Origin of the sequence: Metabacillus sp. 84, assembly GCF_050107715.1 — a bacterium.
Taxonomy (GTDB): domain Bacteria; phylum Bacillota; class Bacilli; order Bacillales; family Bacillaceae; genus Metabacillus_B.
This window is the reverse complement of sequence record NZ_JBNILN010000003.1, coordinates 114330-132597: the sequence shown is the minus strand read 5'-3', so window position 1 is coordinate 132597 and position 18268 is coordinate 114330. Positions and strand designations below refer to the sequence as shown.

Below are 18268 nucleotides of genomic sequence, written 5' to 3'. Positions count from 1 at the left end.
ATTCAAATGAAAAAGGGTTGAGGTGATTTGACAAAAAATAAGAAAGTGAGAGAGTGAAATTTTCATCAAAGCCGGGTTGCTTTAACATGGATGGCACACTGCTTGACTCAACGGAGAAACGATATGTAAGACGCAAGCATGACAGAGTGATAACGTTCGCGAAAGGAATGGCTGCCGCGGAAATTTATTAGAAAATAAAAACTCCTTAGCCCGTAAGCAAGGAGTCTATTTTTCTTTCTATTTATTTACTGATAAACTGCTGCGTCCAATGATTTCCTTCTTTAACGTATCCGACGCCAATATGAGTGAAGGATTTATTCAGTATATTGGCACGGTGGCCTGAACTGTTCATCCATGCTTTCATAACTGCCTGTGGGGAAGTTTGTCCTTTGGCGATGTTTTCACCGGCTGCTCTATATGAGATCCCGAAGTCCTTCATCATTTGAAAGGGGGATCCGTAAACAGGGCTTGTATGGGAAAAGTACCTGTTTTGATACATATCCTGAGATTTGTATTTTGCAACTCTCGCTAACTCCCAATCAGCAATAAGCGGCTTTAGGCCTGCTTTTGCCCTCTCTTGATTGACAAGAGAAACAACCTGGGCTTCAGCAGAAGCCTCTGCATTGGCAGGAACGTTTAACTTTTGTCCGATTAATATTCGGTCGGGATTTTTCACCTGAGGGTTAGCGTTTATGAGCTCGGAGACACCTGTCTTGGTTTTAACAGCAATTTTCCACATTGTATCTCCTTTTGCAACCGTGTAGGTTCCAGCTGCGGATGCCGCTGCAGGCATAAGTAAGGATAAGGCCAGTGCTGAAGAAATCACTTTCTTGTACAGTTTAATCTCCTCCGATATGTAAGATAAATTTTGCGCAATCAATCTATTGGATGCTCTATTATTTTATATACTTTTGGACTCGAGCGGCAATAACAAAAATGTGGTAATGATCACGGGCCAGCAGTGGGCTCTCCAAAAGGGTTAACATCCGTTCAGCCTTAAAAAAATTCCGCAAAAGCAAGGCTAATACCCATTCACGATGGGAAGCAGCGAGAAGGTCCCTTTCCTGCAATTGGCTCCCCTCTTCTAATGCGATCTTGTTTACAAGAGGTTATTGTAATATAATACCAATTGAAAGTTGAGATTCTAGTGTTAATTACAAGCGGCGAGAAACGAAATAGAGGAGGTGCTTCACGTGAGGCCTGACCTGACGAAAAATACGAGAGTACAGGATTTAGAGGATTTTTACTGGTTAAAAGCAGAATTGCAATGTTTTTGCAGAGAAAACGGGTTAAGTGCTTCAGGCCCCAAGGCTGAACTTACCGAAAGGATTAAACGTTTTCTTGTAAATGGAGAAATAATAAAACCCGCAAAAAAAGCAAGATGGAGCACCAATGCAAAGCAGCAGGAGCTGTCTTTAGAAACAGTCATACTGGAAAATCACCGCTGCAGTCAACATGTGAGAGCATTTTTCAAAACTGTCATCCCATCTTTTCATTTTTCAACGTTTATTCAAAGCTACTTTAAAGAAAATATCGGAAAGACTTATCGGGAGGCAGCAGATGCCTGGCTTGAAGAAGAAACACGCAAGAAGGACCCGGGTTACAGAAAAGAAATCCCGCCTCAATTTGAGTACAATCAATTCACCCGTGACTTTTTCGCAGATCCGGATAATGCGGGCAAAAGCCGTTCAGAAGCGATTGAAGCATGGAATTCTGTCAAAACCCAGTCAGGAAGCAACAAGTATAAACCCGGTGTTAGACTGTGACTTGCCATATTAAAAAGGGAGGCTTCAAGGCCTCCCTTTTTCCTTACGCTTCGAACACTTCTACTTTTTCCATTTTATCGCCGTTTTTCATTGCTTTTGCAGCAGCAACGTTAGAGGTTACTTTACCGAAAACGGTATGAACGCCATTTAGATGAGGCTGCGGCTCATGGACGATAAAGAATTGGCTTCCGCCTGTGTTTTTTCCAGCATGTGCCATGGAAAGACTTCCTTCTTCATGCTTATGCGGATTGCCTTCTGTTTCGCAATCGATGCTGTAGCCTGGTCCGCCTGCTCCAGTTCCTGTAGGATCCCCGCCCTGTGATACGAACCCGGGAATTACACGGTGGAAGGTCACTCCATTGTAAAAGCCTTCTTTAGCCAATTTTTCAAAATTAGCTACTGTATTCGGAGCTTCTGCCGGGAATAGATCAAACTCGATCTTCTCTCCGTTTTCCATCAATATGTATCCTTTTTTTGCCATTGTAATCTCTCCTTTAGAGTTAATCAGCCATAATTATAGCATAAAAGCGCCCTAGACATAAAAGCGGCGGATTGGCGGACAGTGAAACTTTCTTCCCCTGCCTTTCGTCTAACCTATCTGAAGCGCCCCAATGAGCCCTGGAGCTGCCTCTGGCAAAAATTATGCTATGACAGTCCATTAATTGCGGCTATAATGGGGTGGTGACCCGCAAGATCTTTTCACCTTTAAAGGAGGGTATTTACTTGAAGAAAGTATTTGCAGCGATGCTTGCCGCGTGCATGATCGCCGTTCCCCAGATCGGCCTGGCTGATGCAGCCGTCGGGGATGTCATTGTAACACTCGGAGAAAATTTAACTCCGCAGCAGAAACAAACCGTTTTGGGGGATTTGAACGCACCTGAAAATGCACAGACGGTTACTGTTTCGAATGAAGAAGAACATAAGTATCTCGGAAAGTATATCCCGAAAAGCCAGATTGGCACAAAGGCGCTTTCCTCTTCTTCCATAACCATTGAAAAAGAAGGCTCAGGCCTCGAAGTGAATACGAAAAACATCAATGTCATTACAGATGAAATGTATTTAAATGCCCTTATGACTGCAGGGGTTAAAGACGCGACAGTTCAGGTTACAGCACCGATTGAGGTTTCCGGAACGGCTGCACTCACAGGACTGATTAAAGCATATGAAGTAAGCTCTGATGAGGCGATTCCAGAGGATGTTAAGCAAGTAGCAAACGAAGAGCTGGTCACAACTTCTGAGCTCGGCCAAAAGCACGGGGAGGAAAATGCTTCCGCTCTGATGGCTAAAATTAAAGAGGAAGTTGCCAAAAACGGTGTTCCTGCCAATGACGAAGAGCTTCGAACGATGATTGAAAATGCGGCAAAAGACTTGGGGATAACGTTAACAGATGAGGAGATTAACAATTTAATTGCTCTCTTCAATAGAATGAAGGATGCCAACATTGACTGGAACCAGGTGGGGCAGCAGCTCGATCAGGCGAAAGAAAAGATTACGAAGTTCCTTGAATCTGAGGAAGGACAGAACTTTTTAGATCAGGTCATTCAGTTCTTTGTGGCAATCTGGAATGCCATTGTTTCGCTATTTAATGGCGGAGGCAGCGGGCAAAATGCCGCAGGGCGTTTCTATTAATCAAAAAAAGCTGCCGATCTGAATCGGCAGCTTTTTTTAGATTGTTCACCCCGCCTTAAAAGCTTTTCACCTTGGCGGACAGTGGAAGATCCAGTTTCAGTAAGTCTTCGTAGGTTTCTCTTTTAATAACAAGCTGGGCTTCCCCTTTTTCTGCAAAAACAACAGGGGGCCGCGCAATCCGGTTGTAGTTGTTGGCCATTGAGTAGCCGTAAGCGCCTGTGCAGAATACTGCTAGTATGTCACCTGCAGATGTTTCCGGAAGCTCGATGTCCCATAGCAGCATATCTCCGCTTTCACAGCATTTTCCTGCAATGGAGACCTCTTTGCTGCAGGCATCGTTCATGCGGTTGGCGAGTGCCGCTTCATACTTGGCCTGGTAGAGAGCCGGCCGGATGTTATCGCTCATCCCGCCATCCACAGCGATATAATCCCGAATGTTCGGAACCTCTTTATGTGAGCCGATGGTATAAAGGGTTGTGCCTGCATCGCCGGCAAGAGATCGGCCCGGTTCGATCCAAATTTCAGGAATCTCCATGCCGAGCAGCTCTGATTGCGCTTTGACTGCTTGAATCATTTGCTCTACGTAGGATGCCGGATGAAGCGGCTGGTCTTCTGCTGTGTAGCGGATTCCGAAACCTCCCCCAAGGTTAACAACCGCCGGAGTATAGCTGAAGGTGTCCCTCCACTCTTTAATTTTTTTGAAAATTTTCTCGGCAGCAAGCACAAACCCCGTTCCATCAAATATTTGCGAACCAATATGGCAGTGCACACCAAGGACATTGAACGAGCTATCTGCAAGAACCAGCTCCATAGCCCGTTCTATTTGGCCATTTTGAAGGTCAAAACCGAATTTGGAATCCTCCTGACCGGTTGTTATGTAATCGTGGGTATGAGCTTCTACTCCAGGTGTCACACGAAGCAGGACAGAAACGGTTTGCTTCTGCTCTTTCGCAAGCCTTGAGATGAGATGGATTTCAAAAAAGTTGTCGACGACAATGCAGCCGATTCCAGCTTCCATCGCCATAAGCAGTTCTTCTTCACTTTTATTGTTGCCGTGAAAATGAATTTTTTCCGGTGCAAATCCTGCTTTTAGAGCTGTATATAACTCACCTGCCGAAACAACATCTAGAGAGAGCCCTTCCTCCTGTACAAGCTGAAACATCGCTACCGATGAGAATGCTTTACTCGCATAGGCTACCTGAGCTTTTACATTTTCGTTCTCAAAGGCCTGTTTAAACTGCCTTGCTCTTTTACGGATCAGTTCGACATCATATACATATACAGGAGTACCGTATTGCTTTACGATATCTGTTGTGTCTACCCCGCCTATTTCAAGATGGCCTTGATGATTGATTTTGCTCGTACCATGTAAATACACCGTTCATTCCCTCTTTCTGTCTGCATTAAAGTGACAATGTTCGTCTTGATCAGGCCAAGCCTCCCGGCGATTCTTCAGAATTTTCGTTCACACGGGGTAAAGAAAAAGCAGCTAACAACATACGGTTATTAACTGCTTTTTTTCAGTGACTTTTATGAGGCTGGTTCAGGCTGAATGTATCCCTTTCCCGCTCTCGCCTAATCCTGAGACTGCTGCCTCAGCAGTGGGTTCCATTGCCAAAAGATTAAACATACATTATCACAATTATTGGCATGTTTCAATCCTCATATTACTTTCGCTGCCGGTAGATATCCTGAGGGTGAACAATGCTCGGCCGCAGCTTCGCGCCGGGCACCGAGGTCCGCACAGCAATTTGCTTAAAGGCCGCAGCGTTGAATGGAAGAAACGGCCATAAGTAGGGGGTATTCAGCGTTCTGGTTGAGGCTAGATAAATGATGAATACGGTAACCCCAATGACCAGTCCCTTCACGTGGAAGATCGCAGTGACGGCAAGAAGCAGAAGTCTGACGATTTTGTTCGCTACGCTAAGCTCGTAGCTCGGAGTTGTAAAGCTGCCAATAGCGGCAACAGACACATACAGGATGACTTCCGGCACGAAAAGCCCGACATCAATGGCAATCTGGCCAATCAAAACGGCAGCGATAAGCCCCATAGCGGTTGAAAGAGCTGTTGGGGTATGAATGGCAGCCATCCTTAAGAATTCAATTCCAAAGTCCGCCAGAAAAATTTGCGCGACAAGCGGGATGTTTGTCTGCTCGTTTGGTCCGATAAACGAGAGACTTTTCGGGAGCAGAGAAGGCTCTAAAATAAACAGGAACCAAAGCGGCAATAAAAATGTGGAGGAAAGAATTCCAAGAAAACGAACCCAGCGGAGAAAGGTTCCAATGGCAGGAGCCTGGCGGTATTCTTCTGCATGCTGAACATGATGGAAAAAGGTTGTCGGTGTAATAATGACACTTGGAGAAGTATCAACGATGATGATGACATGCCCTTCTACGAGATGGTTGGCCGCCACGTCCGCACGCTCAGTGTATCTAACCATCGGAAATGGATTGAAGCCTTGTTTCACAAGGAATTCTTCTACCGTTTTATCTCCCATTGTGATGCCGTCCACCTGAATTTCCTTTAACTCTTTTTTTAGCAGATCGACTAAATCCTTGCTCGCAATGTCTTCAATATAAGCGACACATACGTCGGTTTTAGAACGCTCGCCAATTCTCATGATTTCATAACGCAGCCGTTCGTCCCGGACTCTTCTTCTAATTAAGGCAGTGTTGACGATAATGTTTTCAACAAATCCGTCTCTGGCGCCTCGTACTACTTTTTCCGTATCCGGCTCTTCAGGGGTTCGTCCGGGATAACTTCTTACATCCACGACCAGAGCATAATCGGCCCCTTCAAGCATAATGGCAACCAGTCCGGATAAAACTTCCGTTACCGCGCGCTGGATCGTTTCCACTTTAAACACCTGCTGGTGGGCCAGACGGTTTTCAACAATTTCCTTAAATTTATCGGGATCCTTCTGCTCTGTATTGTTGATGTCCGCTAATGCGGTTAAAATTAAAATCAGGTATTGGGAATCACAAAGGCCCGTCACATAGTAGAGGTTGACCCCTTTTCCCATGATGGTAAACTTCCTTACCCCCAGGTCAAAGCTCGTACCCATCCCAACGTAATCTTTGAAATAATTTTCGTTTTCATAAAGCTTAGGTGAAACCGGGGACTCACTCTTTGTGTTTACGGGCATTGATTCCATTCCTTTCTAAAATTAATTCCGCAGCTTTCATTGTAATTGGTGCACCTTTTTCAACGTCATCTCTTCTTGCCATTTTCCCAATATCCCCAATCCCGACGATAATCGGGATATTGAGCTGATCCAGACTGTAAACGGTATCCCCGTTGATTCGCCCGTCCTCAAACTCCTGAACTCCGCTTTTATCCACTCCATGACCGGTAAGTTCTCCATCCCGGTCAATGCAGACGTCGACTCTTGACCAATCTGACTGCCTGGTTTTCGCTGCAACCGCTATTACACCCAGAACCTCTATAGAGGGGTGCCCTGCTACGTACACCATCGCTTTTTCGCCCGGACCCTCGCCCGGCATGCCGCAATCATCGAATAGGACAAAAACAGGGTCATACGGTGTTTGCAAAATGAGAGCAACAAGCTCCTGACCTGTCAAAGCAGAGGGATTGCCCTGAGACTGGGAAATCCAGCGGCCCCCTAAGTGAGCAGCAGTATACGCAATGGCTTTTGCTGCATACACATCTCCATCTGTAACCATTATGACCTTCCGCTTCATTTATCCCCCCCTACCCTCTCGGCTTAAAAATGACGGCAACGATAAAGGCGAATAAAATTGCAGAGGAGATACCTGCAGATGTCAGCTCAAAAATCCCCATTGCAATTCCGATAAATCCATGCTCCCGGGACTGCTCCATCGCTCCATGCAGCAGGGAATGGCCGAAGGATGTAATTGGCACTGTCGCTCCTGCACCGGCAAAGTCAATAAAATTATCATAAATCCCAAAGCCGTCGAGAATGGCACCTATAACAACAAACGAACTCATAACATGAGCCGGAGTAAGCTTAAATTTATCTAAAAGAATTTGGCCGACTACACAGATAAGGCCTCCGCATACAAAGGCGAGTAAATATTCCATTAAGGCGTCCCTCCTGCCCTCTCAAACACCACTCCGTGAGCAATGGTTGGGATGGATTCCTTTTGCTGGATCATCGTCGGACTTAAAAGAGCCCCGGTAGCGACGACAAGGACACGGTTAAGATTCCCGGCCTTCATTTCATTGAAAATGTGACCATATGTTACGACCGCTGAACAGCCGCAGCCGCTCCCCCCCGCAAACACCCCTTGATCAGGACGGTAAATTAAAAGCCCGCAATCCTGGTGTTTCGAAGAAATCTGAATGCCTTCCTCTTTTAAAAGGTCAATTAATATCGGACTGCCTACCCCGGATAAGTCACCGGTAATGATCAGATCATAGTCCTCAGGAGTCCGGTTCATATCCTCGAGATGACGCTGAATCGTATCTGCAGCAGCCGGAGCCATGGCTGAGCCCATATCATTTGCATCCTTTATTCCATAATCCTGTACCTTTCCTATGGTGGCAGCGGTTATACGAATGTCCGAAGGTTCATTCGTAATCAGCATTGCTCCTGAGCCTGTAACCGTAGCCGTAGAAGTGTCCGGCTTTTGTCCGCCATATTCGGTAGGGTTCCTGAATTGCCGCTCTGCCGTAGCGTTATGGCTGCTTGTGGCAGCAATCACCTTGCTTGCATACCCGCCGTCTACCAGCAGGGATCCAAGGGCTGCGGTTTCCATTGAGGTTGAGCATGCTCCAAACATACATATGAAAGGGATTCCGAGATGACGTGCGGTATAATTAGATGTAACGTTCTGGTTCAGCAGGTCCCCTGCAAGCAGGAAATCGATGTCATCCTCCTGCAAACCTGCTTTGCTTAAAGTGTAGCCAATCGCATCCTCCATTAATTTCCGCTCGGCAAGCTCCCAATTATCCGCTCCGCAATGGAGGTCATCGTAGGTTGTATCGAATAAGCTTCCAAGTGGCCCTTTCGCTTCTTTCGGGCCGACTGCCGTCCCTGCAGAGGTAACATATACGCTATTTTGGAATACCCACGTTTGTTTTCCAGTCAATTTCATTTCATACCCTCCTCAGGATCCTGTCATCATATTGAAAAAGAACCGGATGATTCCGACGATATATGCCGCCACGGTCCCAAACACGATGACACTTCCCGCAAGCTTAAACATATTTGTCGCAACGCCAAGAACGAGCCCCTCGCTTTTATGTTCCAGGGCAGCACTCGTCATCGAGTTTGCAAATCCGGTTACGGGGACAGCCGATCCCGCTCCTGCAAATTGACCGATACGATCATAGACTCCAATGCCTGTAAGGATCGCAGAAATCAAGATTAATGTCGCTACCGTGGGATTCCCGACCGTATCCTCATTAAAGTTAAAGAAAGCCATATAAAAATTACTGATTGCCTGTCCAATTACACAAATCAGTCCTCCTACCGCAAATGCCTTTAAACAATTAAGGAAATAATTTGGTTTCGGCTGATAGGCTTTAATGTTATCTGAATAATGGTCTTTTATTTTTGACATCCCGCTTCCTCCTTTTTATAAATCCACAAAGACGATCCAATGAAAGAGCGATCCGCTAACTTTTCCCAATACGATTGCCATTAAAATAATTAAAATTTGTTCAGCGATTCCAATCCGCTTAGCAAGGATTGGCAGGACATTCAAAACCTCGGTCAGGGCCGCCGCTAAAAGCCCAATAAACATTCCATCCATCAAGCCAATCGGTACGGCAAAAAAGATCGGAGCATGCAATACAGTCGTCCTTAAGCTCATCCATCCTCCCGCAGCCGCCCCGCTCACGACGCTCCATTCATATGCCTGAATGTTTGACATTGTTTTCGTCAGCTGGCTCAGGCGGGGGATAATTCCGAGTACGGCAAGAAAGGCTACAAAACCGGCCCCAACCGCAAATCCCCATGAAAGACCGAGAAAGATAATAAGCAGAACGCTAATGTTCATGCAGCTTTTTCACACTCTCCTTGTTCTCATTCATGGCTACATATTGGTCAAGATCCATTTGGTATTTAAACATCTCTACCTCCAGCGGGCTTGGCTCTTCATTGATCCTCTTCTTGAACACGTGATTGAAAAAAAGAATCATTCCAAGGCCCAGCCCGATTGAATAAGGAATCTGCAGCAGAAGCGGCTTTTCAGCTTCCTTGCCGGTCAGCATAAAATAAAGCTTTTGATGAACTGCCTGCATACTGACATCCTCATGAAAGTTTATTATGGCCATAGCCGCTCCTACAAAAAGCAGCAGCCAGACGGCTATAAAATACACCAATTTTCGTTTCTTTTTCCTGCTTACGATTTCTACTACTGTTTGGGAAGGGCCAATTGTCTGAATCTCCGCATCTGGTTCTGCAGCTCTCAGCAATTTAATGATGTGCATCACATCCACTACCGCCATACTCCGGTCATTTGGTGTTACATGATAAACATTAAGCCGCGAAAGAGACGATTCTTCTTCAGAGTCAATGATTTGAGCAAGATCCCCAAGCCTGATCCATCCTTCGGGAGCCGATTGGATTCTGTGCCTGAGCCTAATGTAAATCGTTTTTGCCATTTCCTTCACATCCCATAACGCAGTGCAGTGTATAAGTAGTATGCAAAGGATAGCTTATAATCATGCAAAACATAAGGATATACACTAATTACCAATTTAATGCCAATACACTTTACCAAAACGCTCTGTTCCACTTGGCTGTAGGTTGCACCCATTCCAGGCGCACAAAAAAAAGCAAACCCATATTGGATTCGCTTTATCCGGGCTAACCGCCCATCAGATTTTTCATCTGACTCAATATTTTTTTCTCAAGCCTTGAAACCTGTACTTGAGAAATTCCAAGCCTCTCCGCTACTTCAGATTGGGTCTGGTCTTTATAGTACCGCAGATAAACAATTAGTTTTTCTCTCTCATCAAGGCCCTCAAGCGCCTCTTTGAGCACAATTTTATCAAACCACTTCGATTCTGAGCTGTCCGCTATTTGATCAAGCAGGGTGATGGGGTCTCCATCATTCTCATAGACGGTTTCGTGGATGGAGGAAGGAGCCCTGACAGCCTCCTGTGCTAAAACAACCTCTTCGGGTGAAATCTCAAGGTGAGCGGCAATCTCAGCAACGGTCGGCACCTTGCCTAACGTCTTGGACAGTTCATCTTTTGCACGTCTGATTTTATTGCCAAGTTCTTTTAAAGACCTGCTGACCTTTACGGTGCCATCGTCTCTGATAAACCGCTGGATTTCTCCAATGATCATCGGAACAGCATAGGTCGAAAAGCGAACATCGTAGGATAAATCGAATTTATCCACTGATTTCAGCAGACCGATGCATCCAATCTGAAAAAGGTCATCCGGCTCGTAGCCCCGGTTTAAAAATCTTTGAACAACAGACCAGACAAGCCTCATGTTACGCTGAACGATGATATCCCTCGCCTGCTGATCTCCCTGCTGACTTCTTAAAATCAGCTCTTTCACCTCATGGTCTTTTAACTGAACGCTCTTCTGGCCGTTCTTAACCTCCACATCCATAGCTCGTCTCCTTAATTAACCAAAGCTTTACTTTTCGATAAATGCTTTGTCAATTTTATCGATGTCCCTAGGGAAGGGGCTGATTCTACATGAATATCATCCATAAAGTTTTCCATGATCGTAAAGCCCATGCCGGAACGCTCAAGCTCAGGCTTAGTCGTGAATAAAGGGGTTCTCGCCTCATCAAGATCATGAATTCCTTTCCCTTCATCCCGGATTGTCAAATGAACCACCTCATCTTCAAGTGACGCTGTAATATACACAATTCCATTCGGATCATTGTCATATCCATGGATGATCGCGTTCGTAACGGCTTCGGATACAACGGTTTTTATTTCTGTTAATTCATCCATCGTCGGATCCAGCTGCGCAATAAAGGCCGCTACTGTAACCCTCGCAAAGGATTCATTCTGGCTTAGCGCAGAAAACTGCAGTTCCATTGCGTTTTTCATCAGGAAGCCACCCCCAATGTTTGCAAGGCTGCCTCTTCGTTCTCTTCTAAGCGGACGATTTTAAATAAACCTGACATATCAAAGAGCCGCTGAATAGAAGGTGATATCGAACATACAACCATTTCTCCGCCCAGCTGTTTGATTTGCTTGTAGCGGCCCAAAATGACCCCAAGTCCTGAGCTGTCCATAAACATCAGATTGCCGAGGTTTAATATAATATGTTTAACCTGGCCCTCTTCCAATATTTCATTTACTTTTGACCGCAGTTCGTCTGTACTGTGGTGATCCAGTTCACCTGAAAGCCGGATGCACAGCACGGACTCCCGAACGCTAAGTTCAACCGCTAGACTCATCTGTCATTCCTCCTCGATCTGTGCTTGTATGAGTCTTTCGTTTTTCCTTATGCGTTTTCCTGCCGCGTGACAAAACTAGTGGAGATTCGCCACATTCAGCCAGCCTTTGTAAAGTCCGACATCACCCGTTTAAATAAAGACCACCAGCCTGCAGGTTCGATATCCTTTTCAGCGGTAAGCGGACTTTTTGCGACGATATCGCCATCCTTTTTTAGAACAAGCATACCCAGTACATCTCCTTTTTTAAGCGGAGCAGCCAGGTTCTTTTTAGGAATGACTTCCTTGGTAACGTTCTTTGTAGACTCTCCCTTCTTAGTAAGCAAAGAGATCGGCTCGGATGTTACAAGATTGACGGATTGATCACTTCCCTTGCTTACCTTTTCAACCCCGATCACTTCATTTCTTTCATAAAGAGGATGGGTCTGATACTGGCTGAACGCGTAATCGAGCATCTTCGTGACTTGACTGTTCCGGTCTTTAGGTGTTTCCGCTCCCATGACGACTGCAATGACTCTCATGTTTCCTTTTTTCGCCGTAGCCGTCAGGCAGTATTTCGCTTCATTTGTAAACCCGGTTTTTACCCCATCGACTCCGGGATAAAATTTCACCAGCCGGTTCGTATTCACAAGCCAGAATTTTTTATCCGTGTCCGTCCTTAAATAATCCTCGTATTTGCCCGTATAGCTTGTAATACTTTCATATTTCAGCAGCTCTTTCCCCATAATCGCCATGTCATGAGCCGTACTGTAATGACCTTTCTCAGGAAGTCCGGTTGTATTTTCAAAATGGGTGTTTTTAAGGCCCAGTTCCCCGGCTTTTTTATTCATTAAATCAACAAAGCCTTCCTCTGATCCGCCAAGGTGCTCTGCCATTGCAACAGATGCGTCATTCCCTGATCCGATGGCAATTCCTCTCAGCATTTCATCCGCTGTCATTTCCTCACCCGGTTCAAGGAAAATCTGAGAACCGCCCATCGATGCAGCATATTCGCTCGTACGGACTTTATCGGAGAGCTTCAATTTCCCTTCGTCCAATGCTTCCATAATGAGGATCATCGTCATGATTTTCGTCATGCTTGCAGGCGGAAGCTGTTCATCACTGTTTTTTTCATAGAGGATTTTGCCTGTATCCCGTTCTATTAATACTGCCGATTTGGCTTGCGGTGCGAGATCCGGACTGTTTTCTTTTGCAAAAGCCCCCTGTGCAATCGAGCAAAGGAAGCAAACCATGAATAGCATGGAAAAACCTTTTTTCATTTCCAAACCCTCCCAATTAAGATACACTCCATTTTCTCCAATTAGGGCGGAAATATACATATGACAATCGCCAGCCAGGGATCTGCACGTTAAACCGGTGCCTCGCTGTTTCCAGGCACCGGTTTGCCGCCTCTGGCAAAACATTTTTTCCCGGCATCCGTATCCAGCGCTGCCGGCATTCCAGCCCGGCTATCCCCTCTATCCGAGCAATGCCTGGAATTCTTGCCAAGCCTTGCGCAACACCACCTCCACGCGGCTGGTCATCATTTCAAGGCATAAAAAAAGAGCCGCCACCTGAAGGATTCTTGCTTTCCTTCTGGTGGCGGTCCTTAAACCCGGGCCTGTTTTATTTTGAAATAATTTCGTAAACATATGGACGTTTCTCAGGTTTATCGCCTGAGTATGAATATGCAGCATGAAGCGTGTCCATTGCCTGTTCGCAATCGTCTTTGTTAGTATGAAGAACAGCGATGACATCGCCTTCCTTCACCTCGTCGCCGGCTTTCTTTTTCAATGAAACGCCTGCTGCGTAATCGATTTGGTCTTCCTTTGTCTGTCTTCCGGCACCAAGAAGAAGAGCCGCTACACCGATTGCTTCGGCCTCGATATCACTTATGTAGCCAGACTGCTTCGCCTTCGCTTCAAAATGGTTTTTTGCCTGCGGCAGGAGATCAGGGGATTCAATCTGCTGTGCGCTTCCATTTTGAGTGGTGATAAACTCTTTAAATTTCTCAAGCGCCTTGCCGGATTGGATGGCTTCCTGCAATCCTTTTCTGGCTTTTTCTTCTGTTTGGTAAATACCTCCGAGCATCGACATTTGAACAGCGATGGCCATTGAAATTTCAATAAGGTCATCAGAACCGCTGCCATTCAGGACTTCAATGACTTCCCTTATTTCATTTGCGTTCCCGACTTCATAGCCAAGAGGCTGGTTCATGTCGGTGATGACAGCAACTGTATTTCTGTTCAGATGGCTGCCGATGTCGACCATCGTGCCCGCCAGATCCTTAGCGGTTTCCAGCGTTTTCATGAACGCTCCGGATCCCGTCTTAACATCTAAAACAATAGCATCTGCCCCCATCGCAATTTTCTTGCTCATGATGCTGCTTGCGATAAGCGGAATGGAATCAACAGTTGCTGTAACATCCCTGAGTGCATATATTTTTTTATCCGCCGGAACTAAATCTCCTGATTGGCCGATAATGGAAATGCCGTGTTTGTTGACATTTTCAATAAACTGATTGCCGGTAAGTTCGACACTGAAGCCTTCGACAGCCTCCAGTTTGTCAATGGTTCCGCCTGTATGGCCAAGTCCTCTTCCGGACATTTTTGCTACCGGCACCCCTACGGAAGCGACAAGCGGAGCAACAATCAGGCTGATTTTATCTCCGACTCCACCTGTAGAATGCTTATCCACTTTTATGCCGTTAATTCCGGATAAATCAACGGTTTCTCCAGAATGGACCATCGCATCTGTAAGCCAGGACACTTCTTCCTTCGTCATCCCCTTAAAATAAACAGACATGAGGAAAGAGCTCATTTGATAGTCAGGAATGCGGTCATTTTTATAGCCATTTACGGCAAATTCAATTTCTTCCTTTGTCAGCGGCTTGCCATCGCGCTTTTTTTGAATAATGTCGACCATTCTCATTCTGCTGCACCTGCTTTCCCGATTTGCTCCACTGCACCTTTTACAAGGCCGAGGAAGCTGGATTTCACCTTTTCTGTCGTTTCAATCACTTCATCATGGGATAATGGCTGATTCAAAATCCCCGCTGCCATATTCGAAATGCAGGAGATCCCGAGCACTTCCAGACCAGCATGTCTCGCTGCGATAACTTCAGGAACAGTCGACATGCCGACTGCGTCCCCGCCTAGAATACGAAGCATTTTCACCTCTGCAGGTGTCTCGTAGACAGGACCGGTATTGGCGACATAAACCCCTTCTCTCACTCTTAAACCCAAGCTCGCTGCTGTTTCCTTCGCAATCGACAGGAGCCTTTTGCTGTATGCTTCGGAGAGATCCGGAAAACGCACTCCAAATTCTTTATCATTCGGACCGATTAGAGGATTGGTCCCCATGTTGTTAATATGGTCACGGATCAGCATCAGGTCGCCTGGCTCGAATTCTTCATTGATGCCTCCGGCTGCATTCGTCACAATCAGGGTTTTGATTCCGATTTTCCTTAGAACCCGGACAGGCATGACGACTTTCTGCATACTGTATCCTTCATAAAAATGAAAACGCCCCTGCATCGCGATGACAGTGGCTCCATTCAGTTTTCCATACACGAGCTGTCCGGCATGCCCTTCCACGGTAGAAACAGGGAAGCCCGGAATGGTTTCGTAAGGCATCTTAACCGCATCTTCAATTTCATCTGCCAGAACCCCGAGTCCTGATCCTAATATTAATCCGATTACGGGAGCTTCGCCGATTTTTGACTGAATATACTCAGCAGCCTGGTTAATATCGTTCCTATTCATTTTCCGTTCTCCTCTCCCAGTTCATTTAAGAAGCTGGTTCCAAATTCAGGCATGCTGACCCGGTAATTTTCCGCAACTGTTGCCCCTACGTCAGCAAATGTTTCCCGTACCGGAAGCTCTTTTCCAGCTTTGAAACGAGGACTGTATGCAAGCAGTGGAACAAATTCTCTCGTATGATCGGTTCCATGGTGAATTGGATCGTTCCCGTGATCAGCCGTAATCAGGAGCAGATCCTCTTCTGTGAGCTTTTCAAAAACCTCCGGAAGCCGTGCATCAAACTCCTCCAGCGCTTTCCCATAGCCTTCAGGATCCCTTCTATGGCCAAAAAGCGCATCAAAATCAACCAAATTCAGGAAGCTGATGCCTTGAAATGGGCGGTCCATTACTTGGATAAACTGATCCATTCCATCCATGTTTGATTTGGTCCTGATGGAATCAGTAATGCCTTCCCCATCAAAGATATCAGCTATTTTCCCAATGGCTATGACGTCGAGACCATCATCCTTCAATTCGTCCATGACCGTTCTGCCAAATGGCTTTAATGCATAATCATGGCGGTTCGCGGTTCTCTTCCAGCTGCCCGGTTCCCCGATGAACGGTCTTGCAATCACCCGGCCGAGTTTAAACGGCTCTGTCATCGTCATTTCCCTTGCCTTTTTGCAAATATCATAGAGCTCATCGATTGGCACAATCTCCTCATGCGCTGCAATCTGCAGGACAGAATCTGCTGAGGTGTAAACGATCAGGCTTCCTGTTCGGATGTGCTCTTCCGCTAACTCTTCCAGTATTTCAGTGCCCGATGCCGGCTTGTTCCCAATCACTTTTCTTCCAGTCTCTTTTTCGAGCAGATTCATCAGCTCCCGGGGAAAGCCTTCAGGGAAAACTTGAAACGGCTCACGAATGTTTAGTCCCATTAATTCCCAATGACCTGTCATCGTATCTTTTCCGCTCGAAGCCTCCTGCATTTTCGTATAATAAGCCATTGGCCGTTCTTGAACAGGAATGCCTTTGATTTCCCGAATGCTGCTAAGCCCGAGCTTAGCCATATTCGGCATGGTGAGCCCATTCATCTTCTCGGCGATGTGTCCAAGGGTGTCTGCCCCTTCGTCATTGAATTCCTTCGCATCCGGAGCTTCTCCGATGCCTACTGAATCAAGGACGATGATGAACATTCTTTTATATGTATAATCCAATGTAAACCCTCCTAAGATGGGATTTGCTGTAAGGAGCCAGCCTGTCAGAAGTCTGACAACCTCATTATAAACCGGTTACAAACAAACTGACAATCTAATTGACGCAGATGATTCAAGTATTCCTCCGAATCGGATTTCAATGAGTGCTTTTGTTATAGAAGCTCCGCTAATCTCGTGCAAAGAATTCCCATACTGGCGGTATGATCCGGCTCCAAGCCTGATAAAGAGCTATAGCTATGGCACCGCTTTTTAAAACCGAACTCTGCCGCCTCCATGTGAAATCAAAAAAAGACAGCAGCTCCAGGAAAATGCGAATCTTCAACATGTCCGGAGGGCTATCCTTTAATATAGGTATATTCAGAAACTTAAATCCTTAATGAGCATTCCGCTATTAATTTTTGCTCTGCAAGTCTTAGCGTTCTTATAGCAGAGCTGCAGGAAAAGCACTCCTACGCCCGCGGATGAAATTGCTGGTAGACATCTTTTAGCCGTGTTTTCGTTACATGTGTGTAGATTTGAGTAGTTGAAATATCTGCGTGGCCAAGCATTTCCTGAACCGCACGTAAATCCGCTCCATTTTCAAGAAGATGTGTAGCAAAGGAATGCCTTAATGTGTGGGGCGTTAGTTCTTTCTGGATTCCTGCTTCAAGCGCAATCTTTTTCAGGTTTTTCCAAAAACCCTGCCTTGTGATGCGTTTGCCGTGATGATTTAAAAACAGGGCATCGCTTGTCTCTTTCCTGCCGGCGAGTTTGACGCGGCCCTTCTCCAGGTATTCCCGTATAGCACTTGAAGCAGTCCGTCCGATCGGCACAATCCGTTCTTTGCTTCCTTTTCCAAAGCATCGGATAAAACCCATTTCTAAATGGACATCCGCTAAGTTCAATTCAGTCATTTCACTGACCCGGATTCCCGTCGCGTAGAGCAGTTCAAGCATCGCCCGGTCCCGGTATCCGTAAGGTGAATTCATTAAAGGAGTGTCCATTAATTTTTCCACTTCAGGCAAGGAAAGCACTTTGGGCAAAGTCCGTTCAATCTGAGGTGATTCAATGTGAACGGACGGATCTTGATCAGCTGCCCGTTCCCGAAGGAGAAATTGGTGAAAAGCCCTGAGCGAAGCGACATGCCGGGCAATTGTTTTGCTTGATTTTCCGCTTTCCTTCAACGACTTCAGGAATTGAATGATGTGGATCCGTGCAATTTTATTCACGTTATCCAGATCCTGCCCCTTAAGGAAAAGAAGGTAATTTTTCAAATCTCTTTCATAGGAAACCACTGTGTTTTGAGAAAGTGCCCGTTCTACTACCATGTAATGAATGAAGTCCTTTAATTGATCATTCACATTCTTCTACTCCCCATCCGTATAAAAGAAGATAAGACGGTTCAGCCATTCATCCGGCTCATTTTCTGCCATCTTTGTAACCCTCAGTGCCGATCCCTCCGGCTGGTCATACCGATGATAGTCCTGGTACTCTAAGTTAATCCAAATAATAGCATAGTAGAAGAGAATCGTAAATCCAGTAAACACAATGAATACTTTCATCATATCGAATCCCGCTCGAAAATATCGTTTCATGGCAT

21 protein-coding genes are annotated in these 18268 nt (G+C 45.9%); 2 read left to right on the top strand and 19 right to left on the bottom strand.

All coding sequences use genetic code 11. The annotated features are described in order from the left end of the window. Nucleotides 1-241: 241 nt before the first annotated feature. Entirely contained in the window at nucleotides 242-793 is a 552-nt protein-coding gene (locus ACQCV8_RS07420) for a CAP domain-containing protein (protein WP_426844247.1), read from the bottom strand. Between the two features lie 400 nt (nucleotides 794-1193). Here ACQCV8_RS07420 and ACQCV8_RS07415 point away from each other — a divergent pair, with 400 nt between their 5' ends. Beyond that, the gene (locus tag ACQCV8_RS07415) at nucleotides 1194-1766 is read left to right on the top strand and encodes a DUF6434 domain-containing protein (protein ID WP_426843939.1); all 573 of its coding nucleotides are present in this window, start codon (nucleotides 1194-1196) and stop codon (nucleotides 1764-1766) included. A gap of 43 nt (nucleotides 1767-1809) precedes the next feature. Here ACQCV8_RS07415 and ACQCV8_RS07410 read toward each other — a convergent pair whose 3' ends face one another. Then, nucleotides 1810-2247, bottom strand: a complete 438-nt coding sequence (locus tag ACQCV8_RS07410) for a peptidylprolyl isomerase (protein WP_426843938.1) — start codon at nucleotides 2245-2247, stop codon at nucleotides 1810-1812. A gap of 242 nt (nucleotides 2248-2489) precedes the next feature. On the opposite strand from ACQCV8_RS07410, the gene ACQCV8_RS07405 reads away from it, so the two are divergent. After that, complete coding sequence (locus tag ACQCV8_RS07405; RefSeq protein ID WP_426843937.1) at nucleotides 2490-3395, top strand: DUF1002 domain-containing protein; 906 nt, start codon at nucleotides 2490-2492, stop codon at nucleotides 3393-3395. Nucleotides 3396-3450: 55 nt separating this feature from the next. Here ACQCV8_RS07405 and lysA read toward each other — a convergent pair whose 3' ends face one another. The 17 genes from lysA to ACQCV8_RS07320 all read right to left on the bottom strand — a co-directional run bounded on the left by lysA (nucleotide 3451) and on the right by ACQCV8_RS07320 (nucleotide 18263). After that, nucleotides 3451-4773, bottom strand: a complete 1323-nt coding sequence (lysA, locus tag ACQCV8_RS07400; protein ID WP_426843936.1) for a diaminopimelate decarboxylase — start codon at nucleotides 4771-4773, stop codon at nucleotides 3451-3453. 289 nt (nucleotides 4774-5062) lie between these two features. Further along, the gene (locus ACQCV8_RS07395) at nucleotides 5063-6541 is read right to left on the bottom strand and encodes a spore germination protein (protein WP_426843935.1); all 1479 of its coding nucleotides are present in this window, start codon (nucleotides 6539-6541) and stop codon (nucleotides 5063-5065) included. After that, on the bottom strand, nucleotides 6519-7097 hold the full coding sequence (locus ACQCV8_RS07390) for a stage V sporulation protein AE (protein ID WP_426843934.1): 579 nt from the start codon (nucleotides 7095-7097) through the stop codon (nucleotides 6519-6521). Before ACQCV8_RS07390 ends, ACQCV8_RS07395 begins: the two co-directional genes overlap by 23 nt. Nucleotides 7098-7107: 10 nt before the next feature. Next, nucleotides 7108-7458, bottom strand: coding sequence for a stage V sporulation protein AE (spoVAE, locus tag ACQCV8_RS07385; RefSeq protein ID WP_426843933.1), 351 nt, complete (start codon nucleotides 7456-7458; stop codon nucleotides 7108-7110). Then, nucleotides 7458-8474 carry a stage V sporulation protein AD gene (gene spoVAD / locus ACQCV8_RS07380; protein ID WP_426843932.1) on the bottom strand — a complete coding sequence of 339 codons (1017 nt, stop codon included), beginning with the start codon at nucleotides 8472-8474 and terminating at the stop codon, nucleotides 7458-7460. The genes spoVAE and spoVAD overlap by 1 nt, the downstream gene beginning before the upstream one ends. Nucleotides 8475-8486: 12 nt before the next feature. Then, complete coding sequence (gene spoVAC / locus ACQCV8_RS07375) at nucleotides 8487-8942, bottom strand: stage V sporulation protein AC (protein ID WP_426843931.1); 456 nt, start codon at nucleotides 8940-8942, stop codon at nucleotides 8487-8489. A gap of 15 nt (nucleotides 8943-8957) precedes the next feature. Beyond that, a complete protein-coding gene (locus tag ACQCV8_RS07370) occupies nucleotides 8958-9380 on the bottom strand; it encodes a stage V sporulation protein AB (protein ID WP_426843930.1) in 423 nt (140 codons plus the stop codon). Beyond that, nucleotides 9370-9987 (bottom strand): stage V sporulation protein AA, encoded by a 618-nt coding sequence (locus ACQCV8_RS07365; protein WP_426843929.1) that lies wholly within the window; start codon nucleotides 9985-9987, stop codon nucleotides 9370-9372. The genes ACQCV8_RS07370 and ACQCV8_RS07365 overlap by 11 nt, the downstream gene beginning before the upstream one ends. Nucleotides 9988-10192: 205 nt before the next feature. Continuing rightward, nucleotides 10193-10951: an RNA polymerase sporulation sigma factor SigF gene (gene sigF, locus ACQCV8_RS07360; protein WP_426843927.1), complete on the bottom strand. Its 759-nt coding sequence runs from the start codon at nucleotides 10949-10951 to the stop codon at nucleotides 10193-10195. Nucleotides 10952-10962: 11 nt separating this feature from the next. Beyond that, the gene (spoIIAB, locus tag ACQCV8_RS07355; protein WP_426843926.1) at nucleotides 10963-11403 is read right to left on the bottom strand and encodes an anti-sigma F factor; all 441 of its coding nucleotides are present in this window, start codon (nucleotides 11401-11403) and stop codon (nucleotides 10963-10965) included. Beyond that, nucleotides 11403-11756 (bottom strand): anti-sigma F factor antagonist, encoded by a 354-nt coding sequence (gene spoIIAA / locus ACQCV8_RS07350; protein WP_426843925.1) that lies wholly within the window; start codon nucleotides 11754-11756, stop codon nucleotides 11403-11405. Before spoIIAA ends, spoIIAB begins: the two co-directional genes overlap by 1 nt. Nucleotides 11757-11851: 95 nt before the next feature. Then, nucleotides 11852-13012 carry a D-alanyl-D-alanine carboxypeptidase family protein gene (locus ACQCV8_RS07345; RefSeq protein WP_426843924.1) on the bottom strand — a complete coding sequence of 387 codons (1161 nt, stop codon included), beginning with the start codon at nucleotides 13010-13012 and terminating at the stop codon, nucleotides 11852-11854. A 346-nt stretch (nucleotides 13013-13358) separates the two neighbouring features. Continuing rightward, entirely contained in the window at nucleotides 13359-14663 is a 1305-nt protein-coding gene (locus ACQCV8_RS07340; protein ID WP_426843923.1) for a pyrimidine-nucleoside phosphorylase, read from the bottom strand. After that, a complete protein-coding gene (locus ACQCV8_RS07335; protein WP_426843922.1) occupies nucleotides 14660-15496 on the bottom strand; it encodes a purine-nucleoside phosphorylase in 837 nt (278 codons plus the stop codon). Before ACQCV8_RS07335 ends, ACQCV8_RS07340 begins: the two co-directional genes overlap by 4 nt. Beyond that, the gene (gene deoB, locus ACQCV8_RS07330; protein WP_426844246.1) at nucleotides 15493-16668 is read right to left on the bottom strand and encodes a phosphopentomutase; all 1176 of its coding nucleotides are present in this window, start codon (nucleotides 16666-16668) and stop codon (nucleotides 15493-15495) included. Before deoB ends, ACQCV8_RS07335 begins: the two co-directional genes overlap by 4 nt. A gap of 470 nt (nucleotides 16669-17138) precedes the next feature. After that, the gene (xerD, locus tag ACQCV8_RS07325) at nucleotides 17139-18029 is read right to left on the bottom strand and encodes a site-specific tyrosine recombinase XerD (RefSeq protein ID WP_426843921.1); all 891 of its coding nucleotides are present in this window, start codon (nucleotides 18027-18029) and stop codon (nucleotides 17139-17141) included. Between the two features lie 6 nt (nucleotides 18030-18035). Further along, nucleotides 18036-18263 (bottom strand): YqzK family protein, encoded by a 228-nt coding sequence (locus ACQCV8_RS07320; protein WP_426843920.1) that lies wholly within the window; start codon nucleotides 18261-18263, stop codon nucleotides 18036-18038. Nucleotides 18264-18268 lie beyond the last annotated feature (5 nt).

Coding starts and splice junctions, on each gene's coding strand:
- ACQCV8_RS07410 (WP_426843938.1), bottom strand. CDS start 2,247: ATGGCAAAAAAAGGATACATATTGATGGAAAACGGAGAGAAGATCGAG.
- ACQCV8_RS07390 (WP_426843934.1), bottom strand. CDS start 7,097: ATGAAGCGGAAGGTCATAATGGTTACAGATGGAGATGTGTATGCAGCA.
- ACQCV8_RS07395 (WP_426843935.1), bottom strand. CDS start 6,541: ATGCCCGTAAACACAAAGAGTGAGTCCCCGGTTTCACCTAAGCTTTAT.
- ACQCV8_RS07340 (WP_426843923.1), bottom strand. CDS start 14,663: ATGAGAATGGTCGACATTATTCAAAAAAAGCGCGATGGCAAGCCGCTG.
- spoIIAB (WP_426843926.1), bottom strand. CDS start 11,403: ATGAAAAACGCAATGGAACTGCAGTTTTCTGCGCTAAGCCAGAATGAA.
- spoVAC (WP_426843931.1), bottom strand. CDS start 8,942: ATGTCAAAAATAAAAGACCATTATTCAGATAACATTAAAGCCTATCAG.
- deoB (WP_426844246.1), bottom strand. CDS start 16,668: ATGTTCATCATCGTCCTTGATTCAGTAGGCATCGGAGAAGCTCCGGAT.
- ACQCV8_RS07335 (WP_426843922.1), bottom strand. CDS start 15,496: ATGAATAGGAACGATATTAACCAGGCTGCTGAGTATATTCAGTCAAAA.
- ACQCV8_RS07345 (WP_426843924.1), bottom strand. CDS start 13,012: ATGAAAAAAGGTTTTTCCATGCTATTCATGGTTTGCTTCCTTTGCTCG.
- ACQCV8_RS07370 (WP_426843930.1), bottom strand. CDS start 9,380: ATGAACATTAGCGTTCTGCTTATTATCTTTCTCGGTCTTTCATGGGGA.
- ACQCV8_RS07420 (WP_426844247.1), bottom strand. CDS start 793: ATGCCTGCAGCGGCATCCGCAGCTGGAACCTACACGGTTGCAAAAGGA.
- spoIIAA (WP_426843925.1), bottom strand. CDS start 11,756: ATGAGTCTAGCGGTTGAACTTAGCGTTCGGGAGTCCGTGCTGTGCATC.
- sigF (WP_426843927.1), bottom strand. CDS start 10,951: ATGGATGTGGAGGTTAAGAACGGCCAGAAGAGCGTTCAGTTAAAAGAC.
- spoVAE (WP_426843933.1), bottom strand. CDS start 7,458: ATGGAATATTTACTCGCCTTTGTATGCGGAGGCCTTATCTGTGTAGTC.
- spoVAD (WP_426843932.1), bottom strand. CDS start 8,474: ATGAAATTGACTGGAAAACAAACGTGGGTATTCCAAAATAGCGTATAT.
- ACQCV8_RS07365 (WP_426843929.1), bottom strand. CDS start 9,987: ATGGCAAAAACGATTTACATTAGGCTCAGGCACAGAATCCAATCGGCT.
- ACQCV8_RS07320 (WP_426843920.1), bottom strand. CDS start 18,263: ATGAAACGATATTTTCGAGCGGGATTCGATATGATGAAAGTATTCATT.